Annotated in this window: 22 protein-coding genes and 1 tRNA gene; 7 read left to right on the top strand and 16 right to left on the bottom strand. The window is 63.3% G+C overall.

Annotation, left to right across the window (positions count from 1 at the left end; translation table 11 throughout):
• Positions 1–2: 2 nt before the first annotated feature.
• The 4 genes from J5J10_RS13195 to J5J10_RS13210 all read right to left on the bottom strand — a co-directional run bounded on the left by J5J10_RS13195 (position 3) and on the right by J5J10_RS13210 (position 4,254).
• Entirely contained in the window at positions 3–887 is an 885-nt protein-coding gene (locus J5J10_RS13195; RefSeq protein ID WP_211930233.1) for an ABC transporter permease, read from the bottom strand.
• Positions 884–1,975 (bottom strand): ABC transporter ATP-binding protein, encoded by a 1,092-nt coding sequence (locus J5J10_RS13200; RefSeq protein WP_211930234.1) that lies wholly within the window; start codon positions 1,973–1,975, stop codon positions 884–886. Before J5J10_RS13200 ends, J5J10_RS13195 begins: the two co-directional genes overlap by 4 nt.
• A 98-nt stretch (positions 1,976–2,073) precedes the next feature.
• Positions 2,074–3,204 (bottom strand): extracellular solute-binding protein, encoded by a 1,131-nt coding sequence (locus tag J5J10_RS13205; protein ID WP_208548692.1) that lies wholly within the window; start codon positions 3,202–3,204, stop codon positions 2,074–2,076.
• A 33-nt stretch (positions 3,205–3,237) separates the two neighbouring features.
• On the bottom strand, positions 3,238–4,254 hold the full coding sequence (locus tag J5J10_RS13210) for an agmatinase (RefSeq protein WP_211930235.1): 1,017 nt from the start codon (positions 4,252–4,254) through the stop codon (positions 3,238–3,240).
• Positions 4,255–4,676: 422 nt separating this feature from the next.
• Here J5J10_RS13210 and J5J10_RS13215 point away from each other — a divergent pair, with 422 nt between their 5' ends.
• Both J5J10_RS13215 and J5J10_RS13220 read left to right on the top strand, forming a co-directional pair.
• Entirely contained in the window at positions 4,677–5,417 is a 741-nt protein-coding gene (locus tag J5J10_RS13215; protein ID WP_211930236.1) for a sulfite exporter TauE/SafE family protein, read from the top strand.
• A gap of 35 nt (positions 5,418–5,452) precedes the next feature.
• On the top strand, positions 5,453–6,211 hold the full coding sequence (locus J5J10_RS13220) for an SDR family oxidoreductase (protein WP_211930237.1): 759 nt from the start codon (positions 5,453–5,455) through the stop codon (positions 6,209–6,211).
• A gap of 67 nt (positions 6,212–6,278) precedes the next feature.
• Here J5J10_RS13220 and J5J10_RS13225 read toward each other — a convergent pair whose 3' ends face one another.
• The 3 genes from J5J10_RS13225 to J5J10_RS13235 form a co-directional block, all read right to left on the bottom strand.
• Positions 6,279–7,661, bottom strand: a complete 1,383-nt coding sequence (locus J5J10_RS13225; RefSeq protein ID WP_211930238.1) for an aminotransferase class III-fold pyridoxal phosphate-dependent enzyme — start codon at positions 7,659–7,661, stop codon at positions 6,279–6,281.
• 144 nt (positions 7,662–7,805) lie between these two features.
• On the bottom strand, positions 7,806–9,323 hold the full coding sequence (locus tag J5J10_RS13230; RefSeq protein WP_211930239.1) for a PLP-dependent aminotransferase family protein: 1,518 nt from the start codon (positions 9,321–9,323) through the stop codon (positions 7,806–7,808).
• 92 nt (positions 9,324–9,415) lie between these two features.
• A tRNA-Gln gene (locus tag J5J10_RS13235) sits at positions 9,416–9,490 on the bottom strand.
• Between the two features lie 227 nt (positions 9,491–9,717).
• On the opposite strand from J5J10_RS13235, the gene J5J10_RS13240 reads away from it, so the two are divergent.
• From J5J10_RS13240 to J5J10_RS13250, 3 genes are all read left to right on the top strand, one after another.
• Entirely contained in the window at positions 9,718–10,281 is a 564-nt protein-coding gene (locus J5J10_RS13240) for a type 1 glutamine amidotransferase domain-containing protein (protein ID WP_211930240.1), read from the top strand.
• A 119-nt stretch (positions 10,282–10,400) separates the two neighbouring features.
• Positions 10,401–10,697: a cupin domain-containing protein gene (locus tag J5J10_RS13245; RefSeq protein WP_208548685.1), complete on the top strand. Its 297-nt coding sequence runs from the start codon at positions 10,401–10,403 to the stop codon at positions 10,695–10,697.
• A gap of 8 nt (positions 10,698–10,705) precedes the next feature.
• Complete coding sequence (locus tag J5J10_RS13250; RefSeq protein WP_211930241.1) at positions 10,706–11,620, top strand: MBL fold metallo-hydrolase; 915 nt, start codon at positions 10,706–10,708, stop codon at positions 11,618–11,620.
• A gap of 6 nt (positions 11,621–11,626) precedes the next feature.
• Here J5J10_RS13250 and J5J10_RS13255 read toward each other — a convergent pair whose 3' ends face one another.
• From J5J10_RS13255 to J5J10_RS13265, 3 genes are all read right to left on the bottom strand, one after another.
• Entirely contained in the window at positions 11,627–12,538 is a 912-nt protein-coding gene (locus tag J5J10_RS13255) for a DUF1499 domain-containing protein (RefSeq protein ID WP_211930242.1), read from the bottom strand.
• Positions 12,539–12,632: 94 nt separating this feature from the next.
• Complete coding sequence (locus J5J10_RS13260) at positions 12,633–13,376, bottom strand: hypothetical protein (RefSeq protein WP_211930243.1); 744 nt, start codon at positions 13,374–13,376, stop codon at positions 12,633–12,635.
• Between the two features lie 129 nt (positions 13,377–13,505).
• Positions 13,506–14,138 carry a HupE/UreJ family protein gene (locus J5J10_RS13265; protein ID WP_208548681.1) on the bottom strand — a complete coding sequence of 211 codons (633 nt, stop codon included), beginning with the start codon at positions 14,136–14,138 and terminating at the stop codon, positions 13,506–13,508.
• 164 nt (positions 14,139–14,302) lie between these two features.
• Here J5J10_RS13265 and J5J10_RS13270 point away from each other — a divergent pair, with 164 nt between their 5' ends.
• Entirely contained in the window at positions 14,303–14,626 is a 324-nt protein-coding gene (locus tag J5J10_RS13270) for a hypothetical protein (protein WP_211930244.1), read from the top strand.
• 9 nt (positions 14,627–14,635) lie between these two features.
• Here the strand turns inward: J5J10_RS13270 and J5J10_RS13275 are convergent, their stop codons facing one another.
• The 4 genes from J5J10_RS13275 to J5J10_RS13290 form a co-directional block, all read right to left on the bottom strand.
• Positions 14,636–15,496, bottom strand: coding sequence for a sigma-70 family RNA polymerase sigma factor (locus J5J10_RS13275; RefSeq protein ID WP_211930245.1), 861 nt, complete (start codon positions 15,494–15,496; stop codon positions 14,636–14,638).
• A complete protein-coding gene (locus tag J5J10_RS13280; protein WP_211930246.1) occupies positions 15,496–15,963 on the bottom strand; it encodes a carboxymuconolactone decarboxylase family protein in 468 nt (155 codons plus the stop codon). The genes J5J10_RS13275 and J5J10_RS13280 overlap by 1 nt, the downstream gene beginning before the upstream one ends.
• A gap of 112 nt (positions 15,964–16,075) precedes the next feature.
• The gene (gene ppdK / locus J5J10_RS13285; RefSeq protein ID WP_211930247.1) at positions 16,076–18,742 is read right to left on the bottom strand and encodes a pyruvate, phosphate dikinase; all 2,667 of its coding nucleotides are present in this window, start codon (positions 18,740–18,742) and stop codon (positions 16,076–16,078) included.
• 154 nt (positions 18,743–18,896) lie between these two features.
• Entirely contained in the window at positions 18,897–19,301 is a 405-nt protein-coding gene (locus tag J5J10_RS13290) for an Ivy family c-type lysozyme inhibitor (protein ID WP_211930248.1), read from the bottom strand.
• 142 nt (positions 19,302–19,443) lie between these two features.
• On the opposite strand from J5J10_RS13290, the gene J5J10_RS13295 reads away from it, so the two are divergent.
• A complete protein-coding gene (locus J5J10_RS13295) occupies positions 19,444–20,349 on the top strand; it encodes a sensor domain-containing diguanylate cyclase (protein ID WP_211930249.1) in 906 nt (301 codons plus the stop codon).
• Between the two features lie 20 nt (positions 20,350–20,369).
• On the opposite strand, the gene J5J10_RS13300 is transcribed toward J5J10_RS13295, so the two are convergent.
• Entirely contained in the window at positions 20,370–23,837 is a 3,468-nt protein-coding gene (locus J5J10_RS13300; RefSeq protein ID WP_211930250.1) for a chromosome segregation SMC family protein, read from the bottom strand.
• A gap of 81 nt (positions 23,838–23,918) precedes the next feature.
• Positions 23,919–24,695, bottom strand: a complete 777-nt coding sequence (locus tag J5J10_RS13305; RefSeq protein WP_211930251.1) for a DsbA family protein — start codon at positions 24,693–24,695, stop codon at positions 23,919–23,921.
• Positions 24,696–24,892 lie beyond the last annotated feature (197 nt).

Genomic DNA, 24,892 nt, shown 5'->3' on the forward strand with positions numbered 1-24,892 from the left:
CCTCACTTCGCAATGTCGGACAGCTTGACGCGGAAGAGCCGCATCACCAGCGTGACGAAGACGGTGCACAGGATCAGGAGCAGGAAGGCGTAGGCCGCGCCCGTGTTCCAGTCCAGCGAGTCGAACATCCACTGCTGGATAATCTCGGTGAACCAGCGCGAATTCGTCGACGCGAGCAGCGTCGGCACGAGGATAGATCCCGCGGCCAGCATGAACACCATGACAGCGCCGGAGGCGATGCCGGGCTTGGCATGCGGCAGGATCACCCGCCAGTGGATGCGCCAGGCCGGTGCGCCGAGGTCGTCCGCCGCCTCGATCTGGCTGGTATCGAGGGACTGGATCGCGTTGTAGATCGGGAACAGCATGAACAGCACATAGGTGTACACGAGGCCGATGATGACGCTGCGGAAGCCCGTCATCCAGCGGATCGGCTTTTCGATGAGATCGATGCTGATCAGAAGATAGTTGAGCGGGCCTTTCAGCGACAGGATGATGAACCAGGCGAAGGAGCGCATGATCTCGCTGACCCAGAGCGGAATCGTCAGCAGCAGGAAAATCGTCGGCAGGCTCGAAGGCGTGGCCTTCTTGGAGAGGTAGTAGGCCAGCGGATAGGCGATGACGAAGCAGATTGCCGTGACGAAGGACGAGTAGATGACCGTCCAGAGGAACACGGAGATATGGATCGGACTCTGGAAGAAGGTCAGATAGTTTTTGAGCGTGTAGACATCCTTCGGGCCGCCGATCTCCTGCACCGGGAGATATGGCCGGAAGGAGTTCTCAAAGAGGTACAGATTGGGCAGGATGAGCAGGACGAGAAGCCAGAACGCTACCAGCAGGCACATCAGCGTAGTGAGCGTCGCACCATATCGATCGATCAGGTCCCTCATGCCGCCACCACGCTTGCCGCAACCTCGTCGGCGAGGATGAAGGCCTTGTCGGGGTCGAAGGTCGCGAACAGTTTCGCGCCTCGGTCGGGAACCGTCCCGGCACCATCGTTACGGGTTTCGGAGACAATCGTGCGGCCGGCGGCGTCGATCGTCTGGATGGAGATGAAATTGCCTTCAAAGGCGATGTCGGTGACTTCGACCGGGACCGTGTTGTGTAAACCGGCCTTCGCCTCCAGCCGGACGTTTTCGGGGCGGACATAGAGCTTGGCGGTGGCGTCGACATCGCGACCGAGACGCGCCTTGAAGACGCCGGACTCGGTCTTGAACTCGCCGAACTCCTCCGCGCCGCCGGCCAGCGAACCTCGGAAAATGTTGCTTTCGCCAACGAAGGCCGCGACGAAGCCGTTGGCGGGCTTGTTGTAGATCTCGCGGGGAGCAGCCACCTGCTGCAGCTTGCCGTGAGACATCACCGCGACACGATCGGACATCGCCAGCGCCTCGCCCTGGTCGTGGGTGATATAGATGAAAGTGACGTTGGTGCGCTTCTGGATCGCCCTCAGTTCCGCGCGCATGTGCTGGCGCAGCTTGAGGTCGAGAGCCGAGAGCGGTTCATCGAGCAGCATCACGGCGGGTTCGACGGCGAGCGCTCGGGCGATCGCCACGCGCTGTTTCTGACCGCCCGACAGCTGGCTGACAGCCTTGTCCGCGGCATTCGGAAGATCGACCAGTGCAAGAAGTTCCTCCGCGCGCTTGCGCCGGGTCTTCTTGTCAACGCCCCTCGCCTCAAGCCCGAAGGCGATGTTTTCCCAGACCGGCATCAGCGGAAAAAGCGCGAGGTTCTGGAAGATCAGGGCTGTCGGCCGCTGGTTGGGGCGCTGGTTGCGCATATCGCGCCCACCGATGGCGATGGTTCCGGCGGTCGGCTGGATGAAACCCGAGACCATGCGCAGAATCGTCGTCTTGCCGCAGCCTGATGGACCGAGGAAGGAAAAGAATTCACCGGGCTCGATCGACAGCGAGACATTATCGACCGCGCGAAAGCTTCCGAAATCCGCGCATACGTTTCGAAGTTCGATACTGGCACTCATGATCGGGAACTCATCACCTCATGGCCCGTCACCGGACCGTCATTGCAGGTCGGGAGCCGGCCGCGTCTCACGCGACCGGCTCCGGCTCCTTCAGGTCCTCAGGCAGCCTTGTACTTGTCGGCGTATTCGCCGCGCTTGGCGAGGAACCATGCGGCCTGGCTCGGCCACCAGTACATCTTGCTGACCGCATCTCCCGGGAAGCTCGACTTGTAGAATTCCGCCACGGCCGGATCCATGAGGTCGATACCGCCCTTGCCGACCGGGTTGGCCGAGAACGCGGTCGCCCAGAGCGCCGAGCCTTCGGCGGTCGATACCCACTTTGCGAATTCGTGAGCCTGCTCGACGTTCTTGGCGCTCTTCAGCAGCACGAGGCCCTGGTTCCAGGCGAAGGCGCCTTCGGCCGGGGCAAGGTAGCCGAAGCCTTCCTTGGCCATGTTGAAGCCCGTGGAGTCCCAGCAAAGGCCGAGCACGGCGCCGTTGGTGCGGAATGCCGCCTGGGCGTCATTCTCGCCGTTCCAGAACTGGACGATGTTGCTCTTGACCTTGATCGCCTCGGCAAGGGCGATGTCCCAAAGCTCGACCATGGTGGCCTCGTCCTTGTAGCCATCGATCCACGGCTTTGGCAGCTTGCCCTGGGCATCGAGCCAACGGCCCATGGCCGCAAGCGCCGAATGGCCGCGGACGGTGACCATATTGTCCGGGTTGAACAGGTCGCCGAGGCTGGCCTTGCCGTATTCGGTCGGGAAGTCTTCCTTGGAGTAGACCAGCGCTTCGGTTCCCCAGACGGAGGGGACGATCAGCTTCTGACCGTCGATCGTCGCCAGTTCGTCGGCGGACCCGTCGGCGAGGCCGGGCGCATAATTGTCCATTGCGAGCTTGGAGGTATCCCATCCCTGCAACAGGCCGTTCGCGTTCCAGGCGGATACGCGGTCGAGCGTCGGCTCGATGACGTCGGATGTGCCGGTCTCGAGCGAGATTTTCGCCTGGGCGAACATCGTGTCCTGGTCCGGCTGCTCGGTGAAGTTCACCTTGATGCCGGTGGCCTTTTCGAAGGCCGGGAAAACCTTTTCGGTCATGCCGGGATAACCGGCCCAGCCGGTGAAGTTGAGTTCGCCGGACGATGCCAGCGCGCTCGAAGAGATGATGCCGGGCGCGGCGAGAACGCCGGCACCGATCGCGGTGGATTTCAGGATCGTGCGCCGTGTCAGCGGCTTGTTCAGTATGGTCATCGGTATGCTCCCAGTTTTATCGGTTGCGTGAAGTCATGCCGCCGGTTTTCCGGTCTTGCTGTTGTCGTTGCGGGCGATACCGCCCGTTTTCTGCGCCCTGCACTCGGCAAGCACGCAGAGAAGCTCGAAAAGGATGGTGGCGCCGAGAAAGGCCGTGCCGCCGCCGGGGTCGACTGGCGGAGACACCTCCACGAGGTCGGCGCCGACAATGTTCAGACCACGGAGAGCGCGAACCACCTGCAGCGCCTGAAAACTGTTCGGGCCGCCGATCTCGGGCGTGCCGGTGCCGGGCGCAAACGTCGGGTCCACGAAATCGATATCGTAACTGACATAAGTCTCGCCGGAGCCCGCGATAGCGCGGGCCTCGGCCATCACGTCGTCCACACCCCGGGCATGAAATTCCTCGATCGGGATGACACGGATGCCGACCGCATCGGCAAAATCGCGATCCTCGAAATCGTAGGCGGAACCGCGAATGCCGATCATACAGACGCGCTTCGGATCGAGCAGGCCTTCCTCGACGGCGCGGCGGAACGGGGTACCATGGGTGTATTTGAAGCCGCCAAAATACGAATGGAAGAGATCCGTGTGGCTATCGAAATGCACCATGCCGAGCGGCCGGTCCTTGGCGAGTGCCCGCAAGATCGGCAGGGTGCAAAGGTGGTCGCCGCCCGCGCTCAAGGGCAGGATGCCTTCAGCCTTCACCCTTTCGTAAAAGCTCGTGATGCGCGTGAGGGAATCGGCGACATCGGCCGGATTGGGGCCGACATCGCCCAGATCTGCGCAGCGCGCCAGATCGTAAGGGCGCACCTTCGTGGTAGCGTTCTGGAAGCGGATCATGGTGGAACTGTCGCGCAGCTGGCGCGGCGCGTGGCGGGGACCTGGGCGGTTTGTGGTGCCGCCATCCCATGGCACGCCGATCAAGCCGATTTCCACGTCCGGCAGGCGCGGGTCGTCCAGCGAAACGTGCGGCAATCGCATGAATGTTGCGATGCCGGCAAAGCGCGGGAGATCAACTCCGGAAACCGGATGAAAACTGCCAGTCGTCATTCATTCCCCTTGCGGCCGCTGCCGCTTATTTCTTGTGCTCAGGCTAGCATGGCGCCAAATCCTGACAATAATATATTTGCGACATCATGAGAGACTCAGCCCGATAGACTTGTAAAAACACAATTTCTATTCACGGAGTATATTTTTTAATCAAGATAATGCCGTTTTATTCGGCATATTGCATTTGAAATAGCATCAACATCTTCATGTGCGCATCAACGACAAGGCTGAAACGTTCAGGCTCCCTTGAAATAAAAGGGTGAAACAGATCAGGCCTCGGTGTTTTCACGACGGGGCATATCGAGCCACGCTGGCCCCATGATCGGACGAAACTGGACCTGTCTGGTGTGTCGGTCGACAGCTATCAAATGCAAGGCTGCTCGATAACGGACGGCTTTCCCGGCAGTCAGGAGACCCTGCGCATGGATGCGCTCGTCATCGGAGCCGTCACGATCGTCGCCGCCGCATTTCGCGGCCTCACCGGCTTTGGCTATGCCCTCGTCGCGGCGCTCGGTTTCGCCGGCTTTTTCTCGCCTGTCGGCATGGTCCCGTTCATCCTGATCAACGATCTGCTGCTGACCGGCTTCACGGTCCTCGACCGGGGCCGAAGCCCCATCGACTGGAGCGTGACGAGGCTCCTGGTCGCGACCGGCCTCGCGGGAGCGCTCTGCGGCAGCCTGATCGTGCCTTATCTCGAAGGTGATCTGGCGCGCATCCTAGTGTCGGCAACGATCGTGGTCGCCGCATCGGTGGCGCTCGTTCGCAACCCTCCGGCGTGGCTTGCACATCGCTCGTTAGGCATCGTCATCGGCTTCGCGACCGGGCTTTTGCTCTCCGCCTTCGCGGTCGGCGGACCGCTCGTTGCCGCGTGGCTTCTGGCCGGAGGAACGCGCCGTGAAAACGTCCGCGGCGTGTTGGCTGTCTTCTTCGGCCTGATCGACATCTTCACGCTTTCTAGCCGCGCGGCCATGGGCGCCATCGATGCCGACCTGCTGCGGTTGCTCATCATCTACTGTCCAATGACGCTCGCCGGTTTTGCGTGCGGCTATTTCCTGTCCCACCGCCTGCCCCCACATGTCTGGGAACGGGTCGCCGCCATCGGCCTCGTTGCCATCGCGCTGATCGGCCTCGCACAGACCGTCTACGTCGTCGCGCTGGCCTGACCGGCACGTCTCTTGCCCGTCGAAAGGATTACCCCATGTCGCAAACCGCTTTCATCACCGGCGCCACCTCGGGCTTCGGCAAGGCCGTGGCGCAACGCTTCGCGCGCGAGGGCTGGAGCTTGGTGCTGACCGGCCGCCGCAAGGACAGGCTGGATGCCCTGGTCGAGGAACTGGGCGGCCAGGAACGAGCGCTGGCACTGTGCTTCGATATACGCGACGAAACCGAGACCCGCTCTGCCCTCGCCTCACTACCGGCAGGCTTCCGTGACATAGACGTGCTGGTGAACAATGCCGGCCTCGCGCTCGGCAACGGCCCCGCTCAGGATTGCGATCTCGACCACTGGAAGACGATGATAGACACCAACATTACAGGGCTCGTCACCATCACGCGGCTGCTTCTCGACACGCTCATCGCGCGTCGTGGGCTCGTCGTCAATCTCGCCTCGATCGCCTCGAATTGGCCTTATCCGGGCGGCAATGTCTATGGTGGCACCAAGGCCTTCGTCCGCCAGTTTTCGCTCGGACTGCGCAGCGACCTTTCCGGCAAAGGGGTGCGGGTCACCTCGATCGAGCCGGGGCTTTCGGAGAGCGAGTTCACGCTGGTCCGTACCGGCGGCGACAAGGCGGCCTATGACCGGCTCTATGCCGGAGCCAACCCCTTGCAGCCTGAGGATATTGCCGAGACCATCCACTGGGTCGCGTCGCTGCCGCCACACGTGAATATCAACAGCCTGGAAATTATGCCGGTCAGCCAGTCCTGGGCGCCGTTCCAGATCCATCGCGAAACGACCTGAACGGACAAGGCCGCCGCGGCAAACCGCGACGGCCTCTCGTGCCGCATCTCCAGTTGTGAAGCAAGCCTTAGCCGAAGACCTTGGTCAGCGCCTTGCCGATCGCATCCGTGATCGTATCGATGTCGTTCTCGCCGGCGATCAGCGCAGGCGCGAGGCAGAGCGTGTTGTTCAAGCCGGGAAGCGAGCGGTTCGTCGCACCGATGATGACGCCCTGGGCGGCGCAATCGGCCACGACCGCCTGGACCAGCTTCTCCGGTGCCGGCTCCTTGGTGCCACGATCGGCCACCAGTTCGGCGCCGCAGAACAGGCCGCCGCCGCGAACGTCGCCGATGACCGCATGTTTTTCCATCAGCTCACGCAGATTGGCGCGCAGGCGCTCGCCCATGGCGAGCGTATTGTCCAGCAGGCCCTCGTCCTCGATGATGCGCATGTTTTCCAGCGCGGCAGCAGGGCCGGCGACGCAGCCGCCGAAGGTCGAGATATCGCGGAAATAGGACATGGGATCGTCCGCATCGTCCTTGAACATCTCGAAGATCTTCTCGGTCGTCACCGTGCAGGAGATCGCCGCGTAGCCGGAGGCGACCCCCTTGGCCATGGTGACGAAGTCAGGCTCGATGCCGAAGTTCTGGTAGCCGAACCACTTTCCGGTGCGGCCGACGCCACAGACGACCTCGTCGATATGCAGCAGGATATCGTATTTTTTGCAGATCTCCTGGACCTTCTGCCAATAGCCGGTCGGCGGCACGATGACGCCGCCACCCGCCGTGACCGGCTCAAGGCAGAGCAGACCGATCGTATCCGGCCCTTCGCGCAGGATGACCTCCTCGATCGCTTCGGCCGCGCGCTCGCCGTAATTGTCGATGGCGCCGTACTGGCTGCGGTATTCCAGGCAATGCGGCACCTCGACGAAACCGGGTGGCATGGGGCCATACTGCTCGCGCCGCTGCGGCTGGCCGGCGGCGGCAAGCGTGCCGATCGTGGTGCCGTGATAGTCGCGCTCGCGGTAGAGGATCTTCACCTTGCGGCCACCGTGATGACGATGCGCGATCTGGCGCACCATCTTGAAGACCTTCTCGTTCGCCTCCGAGCCGGAATTCGAATAGTAGACGCGGGTGAGGCCAGGCATCTTCGAGATGAGCTTCTCGGCGAACTTCGCGCCGGCAATCGAACCCGCGGAGTTGGCGAAATAGTTGAGCTTCACAAGCTGGTCACGCACCGCATCGGCGATGCTGACGCGGCCGAATCCGACGTTGACGGTCCAGACGCCGCCCGAGAGCGCGTCAAGATACTCCTTGCCGGTAGCATCCCAGAGCCGCATGCCCCTGCCCTCGACGAAGATGCGCGGATCGTTGGTTTCGAAGGGCTTGTGCTGGACGAGATGATGCCAGACATGGGCACGGTCGGCCTCGATGACATCGCGTATGTCGTTGGGCTGCGCGGCTATGTTCATTAGACCTCTCCCGTTTTGCCTTTCGGCCGCCGAACCCGGACATTCCGGGCGGAAGAGTTTTATCACGCGCGCGCTTGAACCGGCGTGTTTTCCGGTGCTGGCACCATCGAAAAGGCGATCTGGTACCCCGCCTTCCTCCAGGCCTCAAACGGGATCGGCGAAAGCCAGCGCTCGGCGGCAGTGTTCCTCAACGACCGACCCAAGTTTGACGATACCGGCCTCGATGCGGTGCGTGGCGATCGAGCTGAAGCCGATACGGAAAAACCGGGCGCCGCGTGTCGGATCCGAGAAGAAGATGTCGCCAGCCTCGACGAGGATGCCCTGTTTTCGTGCATGCTCGGCCATGGCGCGCGCGTCGAAGCCGGGTGGTCCCTCGATCCAGAAGCTCGTCGCCCCCTCGCCCCGTTCAAATCGGCAGGAGGGCATCGTTTCCGGCAGAAGGCGGGCGATAAGACTTGCCCGTTCCAGGATGGCCGCGCCGGCGCGGGCGAGGTGAAGCCGATAGTGTCCAAGGCCGATGAATGTCGCGAGTGAACGCTGGTTGTTTGTCGGGGGATGGCGCAGCATCAGTCGCCGCAGGACCCGCAGTTCGTCGACCACCGGCTTCGGCGCGACGACATAGCCAACACGAAGTCCGGGCGCCAGCACCTTCGAGAAGCTGCCGACATAGATGACCCTCTCCGCCGTATCCAGGCTCTTCAGCGCCGGGATATCGCTGTCGGCCTCGACCGAGAGATCGGCGTCGTAATCGTCTTCGACCAGCAGCACATCGTTGCGCGCCGCGGCCTCGACCAGCGCCAGACGCCGCTCCAGCGGCATGACGCCGGTGGTCGGGCACTGATGGCCGGCGGTGACGAAGGCGAGTTCGCAGCGTGCGAACTCATCGCCCGGCAGCAATCCGTCTCGATCGGCAGGCAGAAAGACCGGTCTGCGGGTGGCAAGCCGCACCATGTTGCGCAGGTCGGGATAACCGGGATCCTCCAGCCCCACCGGCGTATCGCGACCGACGAACAGCTGGACCAGCATCGATAACGCCTGCTGGGAACCGAGCGTGAGGATCACCTCCCCGGGCTGGGCGAATATGCCCCGGCGCGGCAGGACCTGGATGCGCAACTGCTCAATCAGGTCGGGATCGTCGTCATCGATCATGTCGGCGGCCCAGACCTGGATTTCCTGGACGCTGGATGTAGCGCGCACTGCCTCGCGCCAGTTGTTCGTCGGAAACAGGCCGGGATCGTACTGGCCGGAGAGGAAGGGATAGGGATAGGTTCGCCAGTCACGCGGCTTGCTGATCTGCGGCAGGCGCGACGGCCGGATCGCATAGCGGGCCGACCAGTCCGATGACGGGCGGGCTTTAGTTGCCGCGACCGATGGTTTCGCGACGGCACGAACAAAGATGCCGGCGCGCTCGCGGGAGGCAAGCACACCCTCGTCGATCAGTTGCTGGTAGGCCGCCGTCACCGTATTGCGGCCGACGCCGAGCCGAAGCGCAAGCTCGCGCGAAGAGGGCAAACGCACATTGACCGGCAGAAGTCCGGTCTCGACCGCCTGCACGATCATACGGCGAATCTGGATATTGAGCGCCTGGCCTTCACGATCAAGCGTCGTGAACACCTGGTGCCAGGTATGGTCTGAAGCAAGTTGGAGCTGGGCTATTTTCATGCCCGAAAAGAAGCAAGAACCGGGCCAGCCCGCGCGTGCTGCCTCTTCGCTCGGACCAATCCGCTTTAGCAGCGAAATTCGGAAGAAAGCGGTGGCTGGGGCGCCAGGATTCGAACCTGGGAATGCCGGTACCAAAAACCGGTGCCTTACCGCTTGGCGACGCCCCAACAGAGATCGCGGAACGGTGTCACCCGCCGCAAATCGACGCCTGATTAGCAAAGCTCGGCGATGGCGGCAATCACTTCGTCGCGCTTTTTTGACGGGTTGTCTCACGACGGATGCGATGCCGGGACGAAGCGCTCGCATGGTGGTCAAATGTCGCAGGTGTCGGAACATCCGATGCCGCCACGGGTTTTCCTGTCGTCCCCCGAAACGAAACAAAAAGGAGAAGACCATGCCCTCCATCAATTCCGCCCGCGTCCTTATTCTCGCCACCGACGGCTACGAGCGTTCGGAGCTTCGCGTTCCCTATGACAAGCTGAAGGCCGCAGGGGCCAAGGTCGAGATCGCCTCGCTTGAAAAGCGTCCGATCAAGAGCTGGGATCAGAAGGACTGGGGCGATTCCATCGATGTCGATCTGACGGTCTCCGATGCCCGCATAGACAGCTATGACGCCCTCGTCATTCCCGGCGGCCAGATCAATCCGGACCTGCTGCGCAAGGAAAAGAGCGCGGTAAAGCTCGTCAAGGATTTCGTCGACAGCGGCAAACCTGTGGCGGCCATCTGCCACGGTCCTTGGCTGCTGGTCGAGGCCGGCGCTCTGAAGGGTCGTGACGCGACATCGTATGAATCGATCCGCACCGACCTCGTCCATGCCGGTGCCAACTGGCAGGATTCCGAAGTGGTGACCGACCAGGGTATCGTCACCTCGCGGTCGCCGGCCGATCTGGATGCCTTTGTTTCCAAGATCGTCGAGGAAATCGAGGAAGGCAAGCACGAGCGGCGCCGCGCCGCCTGATTGCGTCCCGGCACGATAGCCCCGTCTCCGTTCCATCGGAGGCGGGGCTGTTTTTCTTTGCGCCGGCCTCGGCTTGGCGATAACAATCGGTTCCTTCGCACCCGCAGCAGGAGCCTGCCATGCCCGGTTACTCGGCCCGTCCACCCGCCATCCCCACATTGCTGATCGATGACGCGGTGGTTCGGGCGACGCGCTGGGATTTCGAGCCGGGGGCTGCGACCGGCCATCATGTGCACGGGCTCGGCTATGTCGTGGTGCCGATGACCGACTGCCATTTCCTGATCGAGGACGCCGGCGGCGAACGGCGTGTCACCAGCAGAGCCGGCGAGGTCTACCGCCGCGAGGCGGGCGTCGAGCACAACGTGATCAATGGCGGCGATGCGCCGATGAGCTTCATCGAGATCGAGTACAAGTGAGCGAGCCAATGAGCGACGAGCAACCCCGGTTCGAGCTGGAGTTCCAGCCCGCCCATGGCCAGGCCGTGCCTGTCGCAGAGGACGTCTTGCGGATCACCGTGAACAATCCCGGCCCCTTCACCTTCCACGGGACCAATTCCTACATTGTCGGCAGGAATAGCCTCGTGGTGATCGATCCGGGACCGGCGGACGACGCGCATTTTTCCGCTCTGATGGCAGCGATCGGCGATCGGCCCGTCAGCCATATCCTCGTCAGCCACACCCACCGCGATCACTCGCCGCTGTCGCGCCGCCTGAAGGCGGCAACCGGCGCCCTGATCGTGGCCGAAGGGCCGCACCGGCCGGCGCGACCGCTGCACGAGGGCGAGACCAATCCGTTTGCGGAGAGTTCGGACACGGACTTCGTGCCCGACGTTAAGGTCGGCGATGGTGACAGGATCGAAGCCGACGGGTTTTCGCTGACGGCAATCCTGACGCCAGGACATACCGCCAACCATGCCGCTTTCGCTCTCGACGGCAGCGGCATCCTGTTTTCCGCCGACCATGTCATGGCATGGGCGACCTCGATCGTTGCTCCTCCGGATGGGGCGATGGGCGACTATATGGCCTCACTGGAGCGGCTGCTTACGCGTGACGACCGGATATTCCTGCCGGGCCATGGCGGCCCGGTCAGGGAGCCGCAATCCTTCCTGCGGGGGCTGAGGACCCACCGGCGCATGCGCGAGCGGGCCGTGCTGGAGCGCATCAAGGCGGGAGACCGGCTGATCCCTGATATGGTCAAGGTTATCTACGCCAGCACGGATCCGAGACTGCACGGCGCTGCGGCACTTTCAGTGTTGGCCCATATCGAGGATCTGGTTGAAAAGGGGCTTGTTATCACCGAGGGGCCGCCCCGGCTCACCGGCACCTACATGCCTGCCTGACATTCCTCAATCGCCGGCGATGCCAAGCAGTTCCGCATCGAGGGCATGCAGGAAGTCTTGCGCAGTCTCCGCGCCGAAACCGAGGTCATGGGGTCCGTAGCGGCTTTCTACGCGGAGATCGACGAGCGTCGTCTCGGCCTCTTCGCGCAGGCGGATCATCGTATCCATGGGAAAACCGAGAACGAGGCCGCGGGTCTCAGCCTGGATGAGGACGGTCCCTTCGGGTGTGGCGGGAACAGAGACGAGCGGCTCCTGCGGACGTGGCTTGGGAACAGGGCCGACCTCCGGCACGACGTCATCCGGTGCGCCGTCGAGTTCGGTTTCGCCTGCTTCTGTCTCCGGCAACAGTTCGGGAACGGCATATTCGGTGCCGCGGGTCGGACCAATCCGCCACCCTTTTTGCGCCGCCACGCGAACCACGGCCTCGTAGACGCGATCGAGCGCACCATCGTATCTGCGGGAGGCGAGCGCCGGATAGGCGCGGGCCTGTTCCCTCCGGTCCTCGGGACGGATCGCCGGACGCGGAAGCCATTTCTGGTCGAACTCGGCCGTTTCGATGAAGGCGGGGGGATCGATGACATCCGTCGTCACGTCATAGATTTCCGGCAGCGCCATGTAGCGCCAGGCGCCGAACAGCGCGAGGCCGAGCGGTAGTGCCGCATACAGAAGGGCACGCGTTGCGGCAACGCCGCCCAAGGCGCCGACGAACCACAAACGCGCGAGACCGATAAGTGCGAGGGGGACCGACACAGCCGCCGGAACGGCCGCGACGAGTGCAAGTGCCACGAAATCGGGCGTGGAGAGCGGACCGAAACGATGCGCCAGTCCGGCAACAAGGATCATTGCCAGCGCGAAAAGGGCGAGCCGGCGGGCAAGGAAAGCGGACCTGGATACGGGGCGATCGTAGCGGATCTTCATGCAGTCACCACCAAGACATGGTGCGCTGGTGCGAGGCTGTCAGTCTTTCCGAAGGATCCGATCCGTCCAGGGAGCAGCGTGGCGATGTCCATGACTACTGCTCCTCGTCGGTGGGATCGGGAACGTCGATCACCGTTCCATCGTCGAGGCGGATGCTGGTGTCGGTCGAAGGCTGCGGCGGTGGCGGGGCAATACGCTTCGGCGGAACATAGAGCGAGACACCGACGACGATCGCGATCACCACCAGCCAGCTGCCGATAATGCGGGACGGGATGGTGAGCCAGCCGCCGCGGAACTGCCGCAACACGAGACCGGGCGCGGTGACCAGCCAGAGGCTGCAGAACAGCGTGCCCGAGGCGAAATCGGCAACCCCCACGCCGAGATCATCCAGTCCGACAAAGAGCGACAGCGAAAAGGCGACGATTGCCGCGGCGAGAACGGCCGCCCGGTCTCTCCATCGGCCGGGCAGCCAGAGGGCAAGGCCGGTAACCATGACGGCGAGCGGTGCGACGAGAAAGAGATTATAGCCCAGAACCGTCTCACGGATGAGAAAAAAGACCTCGTCGAAGAAGATCATTATCGGCAGCAGGACGAGGGCGAACATCACCGGGATGGCGGCGGCGGCCGCTACCGTCTCGGCGAAGGCGAGCGCCACCGACAGGCCCAGCATGGCAAGCACGAGGTCATAGACCGAGAGCGTGAAGAGCCAGCCAAGCTCCAGAAAGCCGTAGTCGTGCGGCAGCGTCTGGGAGAGAAGAACGAGCAGGAAGCCGAAGGCAAGCCAGGCAGCGGAGAAACGGAACCCTCCTGTCCGCGCTACGGCCCTGAACCGATCCATGCGCGAAGGAGGTTCGAACGATGTCGGTCCCGCCGATCCGAGCGCACGCAACCGCCGACGCCGCTCCGCCCGGCTTTCGCCAGGGACGCCATGTTCGCCTGTCTGTGACGTTCCACGCGCAGCCATGGTTCAGACGACGGCGCTGACGGCGAAGTAGACGCCGCACAGCGCGATGAGCGCGCCCAGCAGGCGAACCACCCGGCCCTCGCGGATGCGACCGAGCACCATGCCGATGACGACACCGGCGACATGGATCAGGCCGGTCGCGACGACGAAGCCGACCGCGTAGGCGGCGGGATCGGCGGCGCCCGGCAGTTCCTGGCCGTGAGCGTAACCGTGGAAGATCGCGAAGACGGAGACCAGCAGCAGCGCAACAAACTCCGGCGCCTTCCAGGCGGCCGCAATTGCAAGACCCAGCACAAGCACGGAGAGACCGATACCGAGTTCCATGAATGGTATCGGGAAGAGCTCCGTCATGCCGACAATGCCGCCGATACACATGATCAGCGGGAAAGTGGCGGGCAGCGACCAGACGGAACGGCCACCAAGCTGGGCGCCCCAAAGGCCGACGGCAAGCATCGCGAGCAGATGGTCAGGTCCCAGCAGCGGATGCTCGAAACCCGAACCGAAACCACCCATGGCGCCGCCCAGGACATGGGCGTCGGCGGTCCCGGCGGTGGCGACGAGGATCGTCGTAACGGTGGCGACGTGGAACAGAACTTGCCGCACGCGAGCGACAGGGAATGGCCTGAGGACCGGCATCGACTCACCCTCCAGCGCGGTTTGACTTCACCCCGCTATCCCACAGTCGGCGGCATTTGTCACGGCATGCAACCGGCCGAAATGACGGCTTCCATGACCGGTTGTCGGCGCCTTCCTTGAGGCGTAACCTGCGTCGAAGACGACCTGACAGAAGACAACCCCACATGACTTCCATCCTGATGCTGACAGCGGCGACGCGCCGGGAGCGCAATGACGCGACGAGCTTCGTGTTCGACGCGATCAATGCGTGCGGCGGCTGGATCGAGGACGTGCACATGTATTCCAACAAGATGACGACGGTCCGGCTTGCGCTACCGGGCACGGCGATAGAGGATTTGATCGGCTCCTTGATAGACGGTGGAATCGCCGTCGATCCTCCCGAGGCGCCAGCAAGCGGAGACGACCGGGAACGCCGGGTAACACTCCAGCTCACCTTCCTGCATGACGAACCCGATCTCATGCGGGACATCCCGGCGATCCCCGGCTGAGCCACTCGTTCAATGCAGGTGGCGGAGTTTATCCGGATTGCGCATTACATAGATCGCGGTAATGGCGCCGTCCTCGATCTGCAACGCCGTTGTCTGCAACTCGCCGTCCGGCTCCCGGGTGACGAAGCCCGGCAGGCCGTTGACGAGACCGACCCGCAACAGTTCGGATCCCGTCCGCCAGATCTTGTCCGAGAGGTAGGTATGAACCTTCATCACCGCCGCATGGCCAAGGATCGGTGCGATCGCCGCAGGGCGCTTGCCACCCCCATCCGAATGCAGGCCGACATCGGCGGCGAGCATGGCCGACAGCGCCGTCATATCGCCGCTACGCGAGGCCTTGAAGAAAGCTTCCGCCATTTCGAGCCCCCGCTGGCGGTCGACGGCGTAGCGGATGCGGCTCTCCCGCACGTTTCGACGCGCTCGCGCCGCTAGCTGGCGACAGGCGGCAACATCGCGCTCCAAAGTCGCTGCGATTTCTTCGAAAGGCAGGCCGAAGACGTCGTGCAGTAGGAGGGCGGCCCGCTCCAGCGGCGACAATCGTTCGAGAGCGAGCATCAGTGGCAAGCTGACGTCTTCAGGTTCGTCTTCGTCCTCCACCACCGGTTCGGGCAGCCAGGGGCCGACATAGGTTTCGCGCTTGTGCCGTGCCGATTTCAGCTGGTCGAGACAAAGTCGCGTGACGACGCGGCGGAGAAAGGCTTCGGGTTCGCGAATTTCTGTGCGATCGGCCTTCATCCAGCGGATGAAGGCCTCCTGCAGCATGTCTTCCGCATCCGAGACCGAACCCAACATGCGATAGGCGAGCCGCATCAGCTTGCGCCTCAGGGGATCGAAGCTCGCCGCCGCATCCGTATGGTCGGCGGGCAACATCAGGCGGCAACTCCGGCCGCCTGGGTTGCCGGCGTCTCGATCCACAGGCCGAAGCCGACGGCAAGCCTGTTCCAGCCATTGATGACATTGATCATCAGCGTCAGCTTCACCTGTTCTTCCTCGGTAAAGGCGGTCTGCAGGACCTCTTGGACCGCCGGCTCAGGGTGCCCCTCGGACAGCGTGGACAGCGCTTCCGTCCAGGCGAGTGCCGCACGTTCGCGATCGGTATAGCAGGGCGCCTCGCGCCAGGCTGACAGGAGGTAGATGCGCTGCTCCGTCTCTCCCTTGGCACGGGCTTCTGCCGTGTGCATGTTGAGACAATTGGCACAGGCATTGATCTGGGAGGAGCGGATTTTCACCAGCTCGACCAGGCTCGACTCCAGGCTTCCTGCCACATCGATGGAGACCGCCATCCACTTTTTCATCAGGGCGGGAGCGGCGGCAAAGGGATCAAGTCTTGCAGTCATGAGATCGTTCCTTCTGTTGGTTACGAGATCATGACGAGCGGAGGATGGTCAATGTGACATGAGGGGAGAAATTTTTCTGCACATTCCGGAAACAGCGGAATGCGTAAGGATACTATCCCTTCGCCTTGATCGCCGCGTGTGCTGCGGCAAGCCTCGCGATCGGCACGCGGAACGGGGAGCAGGAGACGTAGTCCAGTCCGACATCCTCGCAAAAGTGGATGGACGCCGGGTCGCCGCCGTGCTCGCCGCAGATGCCGAGCTTCATGTCGGGGCGCGTCTTGCGGCCGCGCTCGGCAGCGATGCGGATCAGTTCGCCGACGCCGTCGAAATCGAGCGAGATGAAGGGGTCGTGCTCGATGATCCCCTTCTTCTGGTAGGTCGGGATGAAGGCCGAGGCATCGTCGCGCGACATGCCGAAGGTGGTCTGCGTCAGGTCGTTGGTGCCGAAGGAGAAGAATTCGGCGGCTTCGGCGATCACGTGGGCACGCAAGGCGGCACGCGGCAGTTCGATCATGGTGCCGACGAGGTAGGAGATTTCCATCTTCGCCTCGTCCATCACGGCGCGGGCAACGCGGTCGATCACACCTTTGACATAGTCTAGTTCCGAGCGAAGGCCGACGAGCGGCACCATGATCTCCGGCACCACGGCGGCACCGGTTTCGCGGGCGGCGGCGACCGCCGCCTCGAAAATGGCACGGGCCTGCATTTCGGCGATTTCCGGATAGGAGATCGCCAGGCGGCAACCGCGGTGTCCGAGCATGGGATTGAACTCATGCAGGGCGTCGATCCGCTCGCGCATGAAGGCGGGCTCCATGTCCATCGCGGCGGCCACCTCGGCAACCTCCTCCTCGCTCTTCGGCAGAAACTCGTGCAAGGGCGGGTCGAGCAGACGGATCGTCACGGGCAGGCCATGCATGATGACGAAGAGTTCGGTGAAGTCAGACCGCTGCATCGGCAGCAGCTTGTCGAGCGCGGCGCGGCGGCCCCCCTCGTCCTCGGCGAGGATCATCTCTCGCATGACGTGAATGCGGTCACCCTCGAAGAACATGTGCTCCGTGCGGCAAAGGCCGATGCCCTCGGCCCCGAACGAGCGGGCGGCGCGAGCGTCCACGGGAGTATCCGCATTGGTGCGCACGGTCATGCGCCTGCTGCTGTCGGCCCACTCCATGAGCTTCGCGAAATCGCCCGACAGTTGCGGCTGCAGCATCGGGACATGACCCTTCAGAACCTGTCCGGACGAACCGTCGATAGTGATCACATCGCCCTTGCGGAACGTGACGCCAACGCCCAGCAGCAGCTCGTTGCGGGTATCGACACGCATGTTTCCGGCGCCGACGACACAGGGGATGCCCATGCCGCGGGCGACAACCGCCGCGTGGCTTGTCATGCCGCCGCGTGTCGTCAGGATGCCCTCGGCAGCATGCATGCCGTGGATGTCTTCGGGGCTGGTCTCAACACGAACGAGAATGACCTTGCGGCCTTCCTCCTCGGCGATGACAGCCTCTTCCGACGTGAACACGATCTCGCCCGTCGCCGCCCCGGGGGACGCAGGCAGGCCGGAGCCGATCACCTTGCGTTCGAAGCGGGGATCGATCGTCGGGTGGAGAAGCTGGTCAAGGGAGGCGGGGTCTATGCGGGAGACTGCTTCCTGCTCGCTGATCAACCCCTCCCCGACCATGTCCACGGCGATCTTCATCGCGGCCTTGGTGGTGCGCTTGCCGGAGCGTGCCTGAAGCATCCAGAGCTTGCCCCGCTCGATGGTAAACTCCAGATCCTGCATGTCGCGGTAGTGCGCTTCCAGGCGCGTGCAGATTGCCCTGAACTCGCCGAACGCTTCCGGCATGACCTTCTCCATCGACGGCCGGTCCGAGAGGGCGGCAAGACGCCCCTCCTCCGTGATCGACTGCGGCGTGCGGATACCCGCCACGACATCCTCGCCCTGCGCATTAATCAGGAACTCGCCGTAGAGCGCGTTTTCCCCGGTCGACGGATTGCGCGTGAAGGCAACGCCTGTAGCTGACGTGGAGCCGAGATTGCCGAACACCATGGCCTGGACGGTCACGGCGGTACCCCAATCGCCGGGAATATTGTGCAGCATGCGATAGGTGGTGGCGCGCGGGTTCATCCAGCTCGAGAAGACGGCGCCGATGGCACCCCAGAGCTGGACGAAGGGGTCCTGCGGAAAGGTTTCGCCGAGCTCTTCCTTGATGGTCTGCTTGTAGAGGTCGGTGACGTGCTGCCACTCGATGGCGGAGAGTTCAGTGTCGAGATCGTGACCCAGCCGCGCCTTCTCGTGGTCCAGAATTTCTTCAAAGACCTCGTGATCCAGCCCCATGACGACATCGCCATACATCTGGATGAAGCGGCGATAGCTGTCCCAAGCAAAGCGCGCATCGCCCGCCTGATGGGCAAGCGCCGCGACGGTGACGTCGTTAAGGCCGAGATTCAAGACGGTATCCATCATGCCCGGCATCGAGGCGCGCGCACCGGAGCGAATGGACACCAGAAGCGGGGTGCCGGTCTCCCCGAAACCACGGCCGGTGACGGCCTCGACGGTCTTCAGCGCTTCGAGGACTTCGGTCTTAATGTCGTCGGAGAGCGTGCGTCCGTTCGCATAGAAGTGCGAACAGGCGTCGGCTATGATCGTGAACCCCGGAGGCACGGGCAAGCCGAGTGCCGCCATCTCCGCCAGATTGGCGCCCTTTCCTCCCAGACGGTCGCGATCGGCGGCGCGCCCCTCAGCCGCGCCGTTCCCGAACGTGTAGACCCATTTGGTCATTGTTCTCTTCTCCACCCACAACGGCCAGTTCTGCCCTTACAGGAATTGTGACAGATTGAAAACGTGGGGAAACAAAGAAAATGCTGCATTGCATCATAAATGCGGCGGCGCGGTTAATTTGGTTGGGAGAGCGACAGAAATCCGCGTTGCGCCATCAATCCTCGAGACGCACGCGCTCGGCTGGAGACGGGTCGCCAAGCAGCGTGACGCCCCTGTCGACATCCCTGCTCATCATCACCGCCCGCTTTCCATCGGGCGAGAACAGCACCCGGATTTCGCTTACCGGGCAATTTCTCGGCTCACATGCCCTGAACAATTCCATGGGCTTGCCATCCACTTCGATGGCTTCTGAAGCCAATGCGACATAGGTATCGCGCGAGATCATGGATCGCACCCAGATCGGAATATCCCGCCGGCCTTTCACGAGCGCGGACAGGCTTTCCCGATGCATCTCGGATTCTGCCACGACGCGGGGAAGGAAACGTCCGGATTCGCCTGACAAGACGGGTTGCGGACTGGCGCACAGAAGCGCCGCAAGGATGAGCGATGCGCGTTTCATGGCCGCAACCTTACCCCAAGCGGCAGCGACAGCAAACGTCGCCGACTGCTTCAAAGTTTAATCGTCATGCTTACAAACATTTCAAACTTTTCGAATATAAGCACCCGATAACCGAAGGTCGTCGGCTTAAGACCGGACACGTATGACCCCGATTTTTCCACAGCTAACGGAATTGCAGGAGAACAGTCCGGCATTGATTGCCGTGTTCGATCCGAAAGACCGGCTGGCATACTCGAATTCGGCCTACCGGCAAGCCTACTGTGTCGCGGCGGGCGAAACGCCGCTGTGGGCCGATATCATGCGGCGAAATCACCACCTGACCCGCGGCGCCGTCATCCGGACGGACGATTTCGAGGCCTGGCTTGCGTCAGCGATCGCACGACGAGGCAAGCAGACGCAACGGTCGTTCGAGGTCGACCTTCTCGATGGACGATGGTTCCTGATGACGGAAACCATGCAGCAGGATGGCTGGATGCTTGCCATCGCCGTAGACATCACCGAACTGAGGACCGACGAACGGGAACTCCGGCAGCATCGGGATTTCGCCCGTCGCGCGTCCCAGACCGACGATCTGACAGGCGTGGCGAACCGCCGTTACATGATGTCCATGCTGGAAGATCTGCTCAACGGGCGACATGGCGGCCCGGCACGCAGCGGATGCGTTGCGCTCTTCGACATCGACTTTTTCAAAGGCGTGAACGACCGCTTCGGACACCTGGCGGGAGACGAGGTACTCATCGACTTCGCCCGAACCGTGCAGGCCGGAATTCGCCTTCGGGACGGTTTCGGGCGCATCGGCGGCGAGGAATTCATGCTGGTGCTGCCGGATACCTCTCCCGAGCAGGCACAGAATATCGTCGACCGCATTCTCGGCTCGGTGCGGGGGCGGCGCCCTCTGAACGGTGATCTCGGCTTTGGCTATACATCTTCGGCGGGACTGGCCGTTGTCCTCCCCGACGACACCCTGGAGTCCCTGTATGCAAGGGTGGACAAGGCGCTTTATGCTGCAAAACGCGGCGGCCGCGACCGCCTGATGATCGCCGCCTGACCCTCGTTCGGGTGCGAGACCTATACCGCTTCCCGCTCCCGCATGGCCTCCGCGGTCTGAAGGTCGACCGACACGAGTTGTGAAACGCCCTGCTCCGCCATCGTGACACCGAACAGGCGGTTCATGCGTGCCATGGTGATCGGGTTGTGGGTGATGATCAGGAAGCGCGTGTCCGTCGACATCGCCATCTCGTCCATCAGGTTGCAGAAGCGCTCGACATTGTGGTCATCGAGCGGCGCGTCAACCTCATCCAGCACGCAGATCGGCGCCGGATTGGTGAGAAACACCGCGAAGATGAGAGCCATCGCCGTCAGCGCCTGCTCACCGCCGGACAACAGCGTCATGGTCTGCGGCTTCTTGCCTGGCGGTCGGGCTAGGATTTCGAGTCCAGCCTCGAGCGGGTCCTCGCTCTCGATCAATTGGAGTTCCGCTGTGCCGCCGTTGAAGAGGTGGGTGAAGAGGCGCTGGAACTGGACATTGACGACGTCGAAGGCGGCGAGCAGCCGTTCCCGGCCCTCGCGGTTCAGGCTCTGGATCGCTCCGCGCAGCTTGCGGATCGCATCGATGATGTCGTCGCGCTCCTTGATCAGCGCGGCTAGACGTTCGGAGAGTTCCTTCTGTTCCTCGTCGGCGCGGAGATTGACGGCACCGAGCCGCTCGCGCTCCATCTTCAGCCGGTCGAGTTCACGCTCGACCTCCCGCAGGTCCGGGATATCCGACGGGTCCTTAAGACCCGTCAATTGAAATGCGCCGGCCGGCTGGACGTTCAGTGCTTCGCCGATACGTTGCTCGGTTTCCTTACGCCGTTCGCGGGCGGAGACCAGCCGCTCTTCGGCGCGACCGCGACGCTCACGGCTTTCGGCCAGTTCCGAGAGCGCTGTCGCAGCCTTCTGGTCGGCGGCGCGCTGCAGGGTTTCGGCCTCGACCAGGCGATCGGCGGCGGCCTTGCGATTGCTCTCGGCCTTCTGCAGTTCATCCAGCAGCGCCCGGCGCTTGTCGTCGAACTCTTCCGGGGCGAGGTCCAGCGAGGTCATCTCCTCGCGAGCCTCCTCCTCGCGATCACGAAGCGTGGCGATATGCTGCTCGGCGCTTGCGGCCCGTTCCTGCCAGGTAGCACGCTCCTGGCCTATCGTCAGGATGCGGCGGCGCCGCTGGTCGTTTTCCCGGTTCAGGCCTTCGTGGACGGCGCGTGCCTCGGCCAGCACGGCACGCCCGGTGGCAACCGTCGTCTGCTGGTCCCGCAGACGGGCATCGATGTCGGCGAGGTCAGGCACGTCATCCATGGCGATGCGGGCTTCTTCCTCCTGCTCGACCACTTCCTCGATCTGGGCGGTCAGGCTGCTCAGCGCTTCCTCCACGACGTCTCGGCGGCGGATCAGATCGCCGGACGCTCGCTCGGCGGCGGCAAGAGCCTCGCGCGCCTCGGCAAGCTGGCGCACGGCGAGCCGCTGGCGCTCGCGGGCCTCGGTCAGCCATTCCTCGGCAAGCCCGATCGCCTCGTGGGCGGCGCCCTGACGCTCCATGGCTTCGGCCAGCATTTCTCGAGCTTCTTCCGTTTCCTCTTCCAGTTCAGCCAGCCGGTTCTTCTGGGCCAGCCGCAGCGCGGCGGCGCTCGGGGCTTCGGATCCCCTGATATGACCGTCCCAGCGATAGACCGCCCCGTCGCGAGTGACCAGCCGCTGGCCAGGCGCCAGGCGGTGCATCAAGTGACGCGCCTCGCTCTCGGCGACGACGCCGATCTGGCGGAGGCTTCTATAGAGTGCGGCTGGAGCGCGGACATGACCGATCAGCGGCACGGCACCCTCGGGCAAGGGAGGGTCGGAAGCACCCTCCCCGTTGCCAAGCCAATGCGCCGGGGCGCGCGGATCGGTGGGAGATTCAAGGTCGTCGCCCAGCGCGGCACCAAGGGCGGTTTCGAAACCACGATCGACGTCCAGCTCATCAGCCACCGGCGGAAAATCGCCAGCCGCGGCGGAACTGGTGAGCATCTTTGCAATGGTGCGGGCTTCGGTTTCAAGCGCATTGAGGCGCCCGCGGGCGGCTTCCACCGGCTGCCTGGCCTCCGCTTCCTCACGACGGGCCTTGGCGACGGCCTCGTCCGCTTCCGCGACCCGTGTCTCGCATTCCTCGATCAGGGCTTCGGCCGCCTCGACCAGTTCCTGCTTCTCCCCCGGATCGGGGAGTTCGGCGATACGGGCGGCGATCGTCTCGATCTCCCCCCTCGCCTCGCCAGCCTGCCGGTCCAGACGCTGGCGGCGCTCGGCAAGGTCGCGGATCGCCTTTTCAAGCTGGTTGCGGCCGGCGGCGGCCTCGGCTCGCTCAGCCGTCAATGCGGCGAACACCCGCTCCGCGTCAGCGAGATCCGCGGCGGCGGCTTCGAACGCAGTCCGGGTTTCCTCGGCCTGCCGGTCGGAGTCCGCCAAGAACTCCTGCAACTCTGCCTCTTCAGACGCAAGGCGCTCCAGAACTTCGGCGTTGTCGGCAACCAGTCGCTCTTCGCGGCGGATGTCCTCACCCAGTTGGGCCAGGCGACGCGTCAGTTCCTCACGCCGCCGCAAGAGGCGCGATGCTTCCTCGTCGAGCTGCGTTCGGGCGATCTGAAGCCTCTGCAAAGCGGCAGCCGCGGCGGCTTCCGCTTCGCGCAATTCCGGCATCTTGAGGCTGGCGATCCCCTGCGCCTTCGCCGCTTCCATCTGGATCTGTGCCTTCTCGGCCACCAGAGAGGTGGCCTGGTTCAGGGCGCTGTCGGCTTCCGCCTCCGCCTCCTTGGCCTGGACCCAGCGGATGTAGAGCAACATGGCATCACGGGCGCGAATATCGGCGGACAGCGCCTTGAAGCGGTTCGCCTGGCGGGCCTGTCGCTTGAGGCTTTCGATCTGGGTTTCCAGCTGGACGGTGATGTCTTCCAGGCGCTCCAGATTGGTTTCGGCGGCGCGCAGGCGCAGTTCGGCCTCGTGGCGGCGCGAATGGAGGCCCGAAATGCCGGCCGCCTCTTCCAGCAACTGGCGCCTTGCCTGCGGCTTGGCCTGGATCAGCTCGCCGATACGCCCCTGCCCGACCATGGAGGGCGAACGGGCACCTGTGGAGGCGTCGGCGAACAGCAGTTGTACGTCCTTGGCGCGGGCTTCCTTGCCGTTAATCCGATAGACGGACCCCTGCTCGCGCTCGATGCGGCGGGTGACCTGGATTTCGTCCTGATCGTTGAAGGCGGCGGGCGCGGTGCGGTCGGAATTGTCGAGATAGAGACCGACCTCGGCGGAGTTCCGCGCAGGACGATTGCCAGACCCGGAGAAAATGACGTCATCCATGCCGGAGGCGCGCATGTTCTTGTAGGAATTCTCGCCCATGACCCAACGCAGGGCCTCGACGAGATTGGACTTGCCGCAACCGTTCGGCCCCACCACGCCGGTAAGGCCCCGTTCGATGATGAACTCGGACGGCTCGACGAAGGTCTTGAAGCCGAGAAGGCGGAGCTTGGTGAACTTCATGGGCTCACCCTCCCGGTCATCACCAAAGAAAAAACGGGCGCACGGGTTTCCCCGTCGCCCGTCGTCACGAAGACGCGTCGATCAAAGGAAGCTGTCGATAAGGGCCGACATGGTGTCAACCGACATGTCTCCAGAATACGCCTTGCCGTTGATCAGGAAGGTCGGGGTCGACTGGACACCGAATTCCTTGGCGCCGCGGTCACGCACTGCCGACACATCAGCGGCTAGCTGCTGGTTCGTCAAGCACGCTTCGAAGCTCTCCTGTGTAAAACCAGCCAGTTTGGCGTTCTGGAGCATCGCGCCGCGTACGTCTCCGTCCGACGGAGCCGCCCAGGCACGCTGCTGCTTCAGGAACATGGAGATGAACGGCAATTGCTGACCTTCCGGCGCGCAGCGAGCGAGCATGAAGGCTGCCGTGGCCGCCGGATCGAACGGGAATTCGCGAACGACGAAGTAAACCTTGCCGCTGTCGACGTATTTCTGCTTGATCGGGTCCAGGGTCGTCGCATGGAAATGCGCGCAGTGCGGGCAGGTCATCGACATGTATTCGACCACCTTCACCGGCGCGTTCGGATCGCCGTAAGCGAGTTCCGGCAGCGGGCCCGGCTTCATCACTTCCGCCATGTCGACATCGCGGTCCGCCTTGGGCAACTCGACATTGGCTGCCGGCGCGGTTGTCGTCTCCGCGGGCGTCTCAGCCTGCGCTGTCGTCGTTGCGGGTGTCGAGGTTTCCGCCGGTGCCTGGGCTGCCGGTTCGGACTTTTCATCGCTGCAGGCGGTGAGCGTCATCGACAGAGCGCCAAGGGCGATACCGGAGAGGAGAATGCGGCGGGTCGGGGTGAGGTCGATCTTTGTCATGGTGACATCCGTGCACTGGGACGTTGAAATTTTGCCATTCGTTACAGCGCCAATCGCCTTCAAACAAGGCATGGTGAGGGCGGAAGCATCAAAGAATTGTGACGTATGCCGCCTTTTACGTGAGCGACGGCATGGATACAGGCGCGCACCACTAACCCTTTGCTTACCATTATCGCTTACCTTTCGTTCAAACTTGT

Origin of the sequence: Ciceribacter sp. L1K23 (assembly GCF_018122705.1) — a bacterium.
Classification (GTDB): Bacteria; Pseudomonadota; Alphaproteobacteria; order Rhizobiales; family Rhizobiaceae; genus Allorhizobium.

Coding starts and splice junctions, on each gene's coding strand:
- J5J10_RS13260 (WP_211930243.1), bottom strand. CDS start 13,376: ATGGATCGGTTCAGGGCCGTAGCGCGGACAGGAGGGTTCCGTTTCTCC.
- J5J10_RS13280 (WP_211930246.1), bottom strand. CDS start 15,963: ATGACTGCAAGACTTGATCCCTTTGCCGCCGCTCCCGCCCTGATGAAA.
- J5J10_RS13230 (WP_211930239.1), bottom strand. CDS start 9,323: ATGAAAATAGCCCAGCTCCAACTTGCTTCAGACCATACCTGGCACCAG.
- J5J10_RS13275 (WP_211930245.1), bottom strand. CDS start 15,496: ATGTTGCCCGCCGACCATACGGATGCGGCGGCGAGCTTCGATCCCCTG.
- J5J10_RS13240 (WP_211930240.1), top strand. CDS start 9,718: ATGCCCTCCATCAATTCCGCCCGCGTCCTTATTCTCGCCACCGACGGC.
- J5J10_RS13215 (WP_211930236.1), top strand. CDS start 4,677: ATGGATGCGCTCGTCATCGGAGCCGTCACGATCGTCGCCGCCGCATTT.
- J5J10_RS13195 (WP_211930233.1), bottom strand. CDS start 887: ATGAGGGACCTGATCGATCGATATGGTGCGACGCTCACTACGCTGATG.
- J5J10_RS13205 (WP_208548692.1), bottom strand. CDS start 3,204: ATGACCATACTGAACAAGCCGCTGACACGGCGCACGATCCTGAAATCC.
- J5J10_RS13255 (WP_211930242.1), bottom strand. CDS start 12,538: ATGAAGATCCGCTACGATCGCCCCGTATCCAGGTCCGCTTTCCTTGCC.
- ppdK (WP_211930247.1), bottom strand. CDS start 18,742: ATGACCAAATGGGTCTACACGTTCGGGAACGGCGCGGCTGAGGGGCGC.
- J5J10_RS13265 (WP_208548681.1), bottom strand. CDS start 14,138: ATGCCGGTCCTCAGGCCATTCCCTGTCGCTCGCGTGCGGCAAGTTCTG.
- J5J10_RS13200 (WP_211930234.1), bottom strand. CDS start 1,975: ATGAGTGCCAGTATCGAACTTCGAAACGTATGCGCGGATTTCGGAAGC.
- J5J10_RS13300 (WP_211930250.1), bottom strand. CDS start 23,837: ATGAAGTTCACCAAGCTCCGCCTTCTCGGCTTCAAGACCTTCGTCGAG.
- J5J10_RS13270 (WP_211930244.1), top strand. CDS start 14,303: ATGACTTCCATCCTGATGCTGACAGCGGCGACGCGCCGGGAGCGCAAT.
- J5J10_RS13220 (WP_211930237.1), top strand. CDS start 5,453: ATGTCGCAAACCGCTTTCATCACCGGCGCCACCTCGGGCTTCGGCAAG.
- J5J10_RS13245 (WP_208548685.1), top strand. CDS start 10,401: ATGCCCGGTTACTCGGCCCGTCCACCCGCCATCCCCACATTGCTGATC.
- J5J10_RS13225 (WP_211930238.1), bottom strand. CDS start 7,661: ATGAACATAGCCGCGCAGCCCAACGACATACGCGATGTCATCGAGGCC.
- J5J10_RS13305 (WP_211930251.1), bottom strand. CDS start 24,695: ATGACAAAGATCGACCTCACCCCGACCCGCCGCATTCTCCTCTCCGGT.
- J5J10_RS13250 (WP_211930241.1), top strand. CDS start 10,706: ATGAGCGACGAGCAACCCCGGTTCGAGCTGGAGTTCCAGCCCGCCCAT.
- J5J10_RS13290 (WP_211930248.1), bottom strand. CDS start 19,301: ATGAAACGCGCATCGCTCATCCTTGCGGCGCTTCTGTGCGCCAGTCCG.
- J5J10_RS13210 (WP_211930235.1), bottom strand. CDS start 4,254: ATGACGACTGGCAGTTTTCATCCGGTTTCCGGAGTTGATCTCCCGCGC.
- J5J10_RS13295 (WP_211930249.1), top strand. CDS start 19,444: ATGACCCCGATTTTTCCACAGCTAACGGAATTGCAGGAGAACAGTCCG.